The sequence below is a fragment of the Nostoc sp. 2RC genome (assembly GCF_014222165.1).
Lineage (GTDB): Bacteria > Cyanobacteriota > Cyanobacteriia > Cyanobacteriales > Nostocaceae > Nostoc > Nostoc linckia.
In genome coordinates this window covers 1-7,193 of sequence record NZ_JACKZU010000401.1, presented here as the reverse complement: position 1 = coordinate 7,193, position 7,193 = coordinate 1, and the positions used below count along the sequence as shown (strand labels likewise).

The following is a 7,193-nucleotide window of genomic DNA, read 5'->3' as shown; positions in this document are numbered from 1 at the left end:
GGATTGAGGGGTGGGGTAAAATGGCTGTGGGACAAGCGTTTAAGCTTAAGTTGACACCAATGAACAACCGTTCGCCCCTACAACGTGGTTTATTTACCTGAAAATTGCTGTAAAATCATGTGTTGCGATGTGCTGTGCGACAATGCACCTTGCTAAGGAAGTTTGAAATGTTCATCGACACCACTCGCCGAATGCCCGAAACCCTATATTTTTCGTTAACTGGTGTCGATGCTTTGCAGCGCAAGGATTTGAGCTATGTATTTTACTTAATTTTCCACCGGGTATATAATCTTTTTCAGAGTGGTGTCGATTTAGCGGCTAAAACCCTGACTGGGCAAAGCCTCCTGAACGAACTCTTTACCGATTGCTTTAAATCGGAATGAATGGAAACCACTATGCCCCGTCTCTTGTTGCCTAGATACGCTTTACCGATTGCTTTAAATCGGAATGAATGGAAACCGGTTTCCATCGCTTCCGAAGAAGCAAAGTAAATCTTTACCGATTGCTTTAAATCGGAATGAATCGAAACTGCTGGTCGTTTGTTTGGCTTGGGATATTGGTATATCCCTTTACCGATTGCTTTAAATCGGAATGAATCGAAACACTAGGAGTTAGTTTTTATCGCCACACTCTAATTCAACTTTACCGATTGCTTTAAATCGGAATGAATGGAAACACAAGGTATGGCACTTTCTATTTCTTGGGGAGACTTTACCGATTGCTTTAAATCGGAATGAATGGAAACAATGTGAAGTCAACTGGGGAATTTACGACCTGGCTTTACCGATTGCTTTAAATCGGAATGAATGGAAACACTCTAGTAGTTGTTTTAAAAACTTAGGATTGGGTGCTTTACCGATCGCTTAAAATCGGAATGAATGGAAACCCTGTTACTATGCGATAGTAGGAGTTTTTATCACCAGAGCTTTACCGATCGCTTAAAATCGGAATGAATGGAAACGCTAATAGCAGGCCCCATGTGTTGATATGGCCGAAGCTTTACCGATCGCTTGAAATCGGAATGAATGGAAACCCATGAAAAAGAGAAATCCTCGACTTTTTTAAAAGAGTCGGGGATTTTTTTAACGGATGATTTTAAACAGCTACTTTCTCAATTGTTTATTGCAAGAAATAATCAGTATTTATCAGTAATTTTTTCAAGAACTTTATCTAAACTTGATATTTTCAAGAAATTCAATCAGCAAAAGCTCTAATTGCTTTCTCTAAAGCAGGTTTTACTTTCTCAAAACAAGCTTTTACTTTCTCATTTTGGTGTTTTCCGCAAGTCAAAGCAAGTTTTACTTTCTCAAACCCCAGTTTGCTTTCTCATTTTGGTGTTTTCCGCAAGCCAAAGCAAGTTTGACTTTCTCAAACCCCAGTTTGCTTTCTCATTTTGGTGTTTTGTATAAGTCAAATGAACTTGGCAGAACTGGTTTTTCAGCTAATAATTTTCTCAATTTGATGACAGTGGGTGAAGGATTGCGTCGCTGTTCTTCCTGCATTCTATGACTCCACTCCAACCAATCAGCTATATAGGCGCTGACAGCTTCTTTATTGTGCAAATAATAAATAGGACTTACGCAAAAGTATGAATAAACTAACCGCAAAGGACGCAAAGGGCACGAAGTTATAAGAATTTGAGAGAGTTCTTGCGTAAGTCATAATAAAGAATAGTCGCTTAAACTTGTTCTAGTGTTAGTGACGGATAACTTTCGGCAATTTCTTCTGGAGTTTGAGCGCGATGGATAAAATCATAAAGTATGGTTTCAATTCTTATTCTTGTACCTTTGATCCGAATATCATCGGGACGTTGAAAGTCGAAGTAATCTTCTAGTTGCATAATTTACTGCACAGTTTGTCTATTCATATTAAAATCTTACCTACTTGCACAATTGTGTTGCAGTTATTTGTGAATCAACTGATAGCGTGCCAATTTGGGATTAGACCTCTAGTAAAAGCACTTTTGCACTCTTGTGGGAAAAAGAATGCATCTCAACATGGTTCGGATAAGCAGTATGAACTTCCCTTGTGGTCTGGGAAAAGGTTAAGGGGTAAAGGGATTTGGATGTATTTGAAACCTTTCCCCTTTCCCCTTTCCCTTTCCCCTTTTCCCCACTTCTCTTAGAAGTCTATTTTTTTTGTTCGGTGTTTTTTGCCTGTGTGTGGTTTAATAATCCTGAATTATCTCTCTTACCCTCTTGCGATTCCTGAATTAGTTGATACACTTGTTCTTCAATAGCCATTAGCCCAGTTAACCAGCGCCCTATGGTGCATGTCAAGCGCGTGGAACTCACGAATTTCAAATCCTTCGGCGGTACTACCCAAGTCCCATTGCTGCCGGGGTTTACTGTCATATCTGGGCCAAATGGTTCGGGTAAATCAAATATTCTCGATGCACTGCTGTTTTGTTTGGGACTTGCTAGTTCTAAGGGAATGCGGGCGGATCGGTTACCGGATTTGGTGAATAATACTCAAACGGCTAAGGGTAGGGCTGCCATTGAAGCTAGTGTGACGGTGACGTTTGATTTGTCGGATGAGGTGTCACGCAGAGGCGCAGAGGCGCAGAGGGAGGAAGAGGAGGAAGTAGAGGGAGTAGAAGAAGCGGGGGAAGACAATCTAAAATCCAAAATCCCAAATCCAAAATTGCCAGAGTGGAGTGTCACTAGGAAGTTGCGGGTGACTCATCAGGGAACTTATACATCGAATTACTACATTAATGGTGTAGCTTGTACGCTAACGGAGTTGCATGAAGAATTAAATAATCTGCGGATTTATCCTGAAGGTTACAACGTGGTGTTGCAGGGGGATGTCACCAGTATTATTTCGATGAATGGGCGGGAAAGGCGAGAAATTATTGATGAGTTGGCGGGGGTGGCGGCGTTCGATCGCAAAATTCATCAAGCGAAAGATACTTTAGATGAAGTAAAGGAAAAGGAAGATAGTTGTCGGATTATTGAGACGGAATTAACTGCACAACGCGATCGCCTTTCTCAAGATCGTGCTAAAGCTGAAAAGTATCAAAAACTGCGGGCGGAATTCTTAGCGAAGCAATCTTGGGAAGCTGTATTATCATGGCGATCGCTGCAAGCACAGCAAGAAAAGTTGGTGAGTGAAATTCAAACTGGCGATCGTAATTTTGGCGAACTCAATACGCAACTTACAAATCTAAATTCCGAAATTGTCCAAAAAACTGCCGAACTTGAAGAACTCAATGCCCATGTGAAAGCCTTGGGAGAAGAAGAACTTTTAGCGGTACAATCTACCCTCGCTACCCAAGAAGCAGAACGCAAACAATTATTGCGTCAGCAAACTGAATTACAAACTGCGTCTGAAGAAACAGCCAAGCGCTTAGCCCAAACTCAACAAGAAATTCAACAACACCGCCATACTTTACAACAAGTTGCCGAAACCCAACTTGTAGAGACGCAATTCATCGCGTCTTCCCAACAACAAAGAAATGAAGCGCAACAAACTTTAGAAACCTCCCGCCAAGCAGCCGCCGAAATCGCCTCGGCTTCAGAAGCGTGGGTACAGCAACAAACGGCATTCAACCGCCAAATTGAAACTTTACTGCAAACTCTCGAACCCCAACGCACTGAACAAGCACAACTCAGGGAACGCAATAACCAATTACAGCAACTCATCCAAGAACAAACGCAGCTTATCCAACGCCTAGAACCGGAATTAGCTGCAAAACAAGCTGAATGTAGTGAAATTGAAACGCAATTTCATGCTTCCGGCGAACCCATCCAGAATTTAGCGCAAAATCTCTCAGCCACGGAACAAGAATTGCAAATTCAGCAGGAAACCCAAAAACGGTTACTTGCCGAACAACGAGAAAAACAACGCCAGTTAGATAAATTAGAAGCCCAAACGCAAGCACAACAAGAAGACCAGGGAACCCAAGCCAGTAAGGTGATTATACAATCAGGAATGCCCGGTGTTTGCGGCTTGGTTGTACAGTTGGGACGAGTAGAACCCCGCTATCAGCTAGCTTTAGAAATTGCTGCTGGCGGCCGTTTGGGACATATTGTGGTGGAAGATGACGGTATCGCCGCAGCTGGTATTGAATTGCTGAAACAAAAACGTGCCGGGAGGGCGACTTTTTTACCGCTAAATAAAATTTCTGCCCCGAAATTTACTCAAGATGCAACTTTGCGTTTGGCTAGCGGTTTTATCAACTATGCTGTGAATTTAGTTGATTGCGATCGCCGTTATAAAGATGTGTTTAGCTACGTCTTTGGTAACACTGTGGTGTTTGGGAGTCTGGAACAAGCGCGGAAAAATATAGGACTCTACCGCATTGTCACCTTAGACGGGGAATTGTTGGAAACTAGCGGTGCTATGACTGGGGGAAGCAACACTCAACGTTCATCCTTGCGCTTTGGTACTGGTGAAGCGGCGGAATCTGATGAAGTGATTGCTTTAAAAAATCGTTTAGTGGACATCGACCGAATTATAGAGCGTTGCACGGAAGCCATCACCAGTTTGTCAATTAAAACCAAACAATTGTCGCAAGAATTAACAGAAACCAGACAAACACGGCGGGAACAACAATTGCAATTGGAACAGTTGCACAAAGATATTAAAAATTTAACAACCCAATTAGAAGGAACGCGATCGCAATTAGTCCAAAACAACGAAAAATTAGCCGTTGCTCAATCTCGTTTGGAAGTTTTAGATCGGGAATTACCAGGACAAGAAACGCAACTGCAACAATTACGACATGCCTTAGCAGAGTTGGAAGCCTCGCAAACACCAAGTGAATGGCAACAAATCCAAGCAACTATTAAAATTCAAGAGCAACAATTACAACAACGGGAAGCGGCATTAAGGGAAGCCGAACAAAAATTAAAAAATTTAGAAAATCAGCAACAGCGCCTCCAAGAAAAAATCCAAGAAGCCGAAACCCGAATCACCGAATACGAAAGCCAACAAATTTCTTGTACAGAGGCGATTCATCAGGTTTCCACCCAACTGGCAACGATAAACGACCAAATCGCCCAAACCCGCCTTTTATTCAGCCAAATGGAACTGAAATTGGGCGAACAAAAGCAAAAACGCGACGCCACAGAACAGGAAGTGCGATCGCAACTTTTACGCCAACAACAACTAGAATGGGAAATCCAAAAGCTGCAAGAAACCCAAGAAAAGCGGCGAGAAGAACTAATTGCACTGCAAAATCAGTTGCGCGATGTGGCAGCAGAATTACCCGAACCACTGCCAGAAGTTCCAGATAAGGTAGACTTAGAAGAACTACAAAAAGAATTGCGATCGCTAAGCAAACGCTTACAGGCAATGGAACCTGTAAATATGCTGGCCTTGGAAGAATACGAACGCACCCAAAACCGCCTCCAAGAACTAACACAAAAACTAGAAACACTAGAAGGCGAACGCACAGAATTACTTTTGCGAATTGAAAACTTTACCACATTACGGCAACTTGCTTTTAAAGAAGCTTTCGACGCCGTCAATGAAAACTTCCAATCAATTTTCGCCGTTTTATCAGACGGTGACGGTTACTTGCAACTAGAAAATCCCGAAGATCCCTTTAACGGCGGTTTGAATTTAGTAGCCCATCCCAAAGGCAAACCAGTACAGCGCCTAGCTTCCATGTCTGGAGGAGAAAAATCACTCACAGCCTTAAGCTTTATCTTTGCCCTACAACGCTATCGCCCATCCCCATTTTACGCCTTTGACGAAGTAGACATGTTTTTGGATGGAGCAAACGTCGAGCGATTAGCTAGAATGATCAAGCAACAGTCACAACAAGCGCAATTTATAGTTGTTAGTTTGCGTCGTCCGATGATAGAATCAGCCGAACGCACAATTGGCGTTACTCAAGCACGAGGAGCTTACACTCAAGTTTTGGGGATTAAATTACCATCCTCTAATACATCTGCTTGAGTTTTTGTTAATAATAGTGTATAGATAAACCGGATTCGAGATCAGGACTCGGTATAGAATGACCTCTGAACAAATAATTAGGCGTTCCGACATATTAAATACTCAGGTAATTACCCGCGACAACGGCAAGCGACTAGGCATTGTCAGTCAAGTTTGGGTAGATATCGATCAGCGAGAGGTTGTGGCTCTTGGTTTGCGAGACAGCCTGATCTCTATTTCGGGCATACCGCGTTACATGTACCTTAGCAATATCAACCAAATCGGTGATGTCATCCTGGTTGATAACGAAGATGTAATAGAAGATATCGAAGTTGAAGCTCTCAGTAATCTAATTAACTGGGAAGTAATTACAGAAACAGGCGAAGTCTTAGGTAAAGTCCGGGGCTTCAAATTCAACGGCGAAACAGGTAAACTCGATTCCATAGTCATCGCCTCCTTGGGATTGCCCCAAATTCCCGACCAATTCGTTAGCACTTACGAATTTTCAGTAGATGAAATTGTCAGCACAGGCCCCAATCGCTTGATTGTCTTTGAGGGAGCCGAAGAACGAGTCAACCAGTTAACAGTGGGTTTACTAGAGCGTTTGGGCATCGGCAAAGCACCTTGGGAACGAGATGCAGAAGAAGAATACGGCTACACTCCACCACGCCAAGTTGCACCAGGAAATCAACTGCCCAGTGGAGTACCATTGCAACCACCCAAGCCCAAAGTCCGCGCCCCCGAACCCGTGGCTGAAGAAGAATGGACAGAGGACTATGTAGAAGAAGTCAGGCCACGCCGTGAAGTCATGAAAGCGCGGTCTTATGAGTCCATTCAATACGAAGAAGACGAAGAAGAAGATAACTGGAGTGAAGCAACAGGTAGCGACAGGTATAAACAACCCCTCAGACCCGAACCCCAGCCTTACACCAAACCATACGTTGACGATTACGATGATTACGACGACGTAGAAGGCGATGCTTGGGAAGACGCGCCCAAACCAGTGAATATTCCCAAAAAAGTCAAAGAAAGACAGCCAGAATACGAAGAAGAAGGCGGATATTAATTCGTAGTTCGTAATTAAATCTCAAGATAACTCTAGCCCTTTCCTTACAACAGTAGGGGAAGGGCTAACCTTATCAATCACAATAACCAGCTTATAGCGAAACCACATCTATAGGACAATATCATGTCCGCTTGATTACTTATTAAACCCGAAAAACCCCACCCCGCCCAAGGATTTCTATCAAAAAGCTTTACCAGTGGTAACGCAATCTGAGAAGATCTGAATGTATCTTCTGTCAGCT

At 42.9% G+C, this 7,193-nt stretch carries 3 protein-coding genes and 1 CRISPR repeat array; of the genes, 2 read left to right on the top strand and 1 reads right to left on the bottom strand.

From position 1 onward, the window contains the following. Window positions 1–355 precede the first annotated feature (355 nt). Window positions 356–1,033: direct repeats of the CRISPR family, unit length 36 nt; unit sequence CTTTACCGATTGCTTTAAATCGGAATGAATGGAAAC. A 645-nt stretch (window positions 1,034–1,678) separates the two neighbouring features. Then, window positions 1,679–1,840 carry a DUF433 domain-containing protein gene (locus GNE10_RS36445; protein WP_311774883.1) on the bottom strand — a complete coding sequence of 54 codons (162 nt, stop codon included), beginning with the start codon at window positions 1,838–1,840 and terminating at the stop codon, window positions 1,679–1,681. A gap of 425 nt (window positions 1,841–2,265) precedes the next feature. Between GNE10_RS36445 and smc the strand changes: the two genes are divergently transcribed. Then, window positions 2,266–5,907 carry a chromosome segregation protein SMC gene (gene smc / locus GNE10_RS29770; RefSeq protein WP_185569342.1) on the top strand — a complete coding sequence of 1,214 codons (3,642 nt, stop codon included), beginning with the start codon at window positions 2,266–2,268 and terminating at the stop codon, window positions 5,905–5,907. 58 nt (window positions 5,908–5,965) lie between these two features. Then, complete coding sequence (locus tag GNE10_RS29765) at window positions 5,966–6,952, top strand: PRC-barrel domain-containing protein (RefSeq protein WP_185569340.1); 987 nt, start codon at window positions 5,966–5,968, stop codon at window positions 6,950–6,952. Window positions 6,953–7,193 lie beyond the last annotated feature (241 nt).

What these genes read in the sequence shown, in the direction of transcription:
- smc (WP_185569342.1), top strand. Translation starts at nt 2,266, where the DNA reads ATGGTGCATGTCAAGCGCGTGGAACTCACGAATTTCAAATCCTTCGGC.
- GNE10_RS36445 (WP_311774883.1), bottom strand. Translation starts at nt 1,840, where the DNA reads ATGCAACTAGAAGATTACTTCGACTTTCAACGTCCCGATGATATTCGG.
- GNE10_RS29765 (WP_185569340.1), top strand. Translation starts at nt 5,966, where the DNA reads ATGACCTCTGAACAAATAATTAGGCGTTCCGACATATTAAATACTCAG.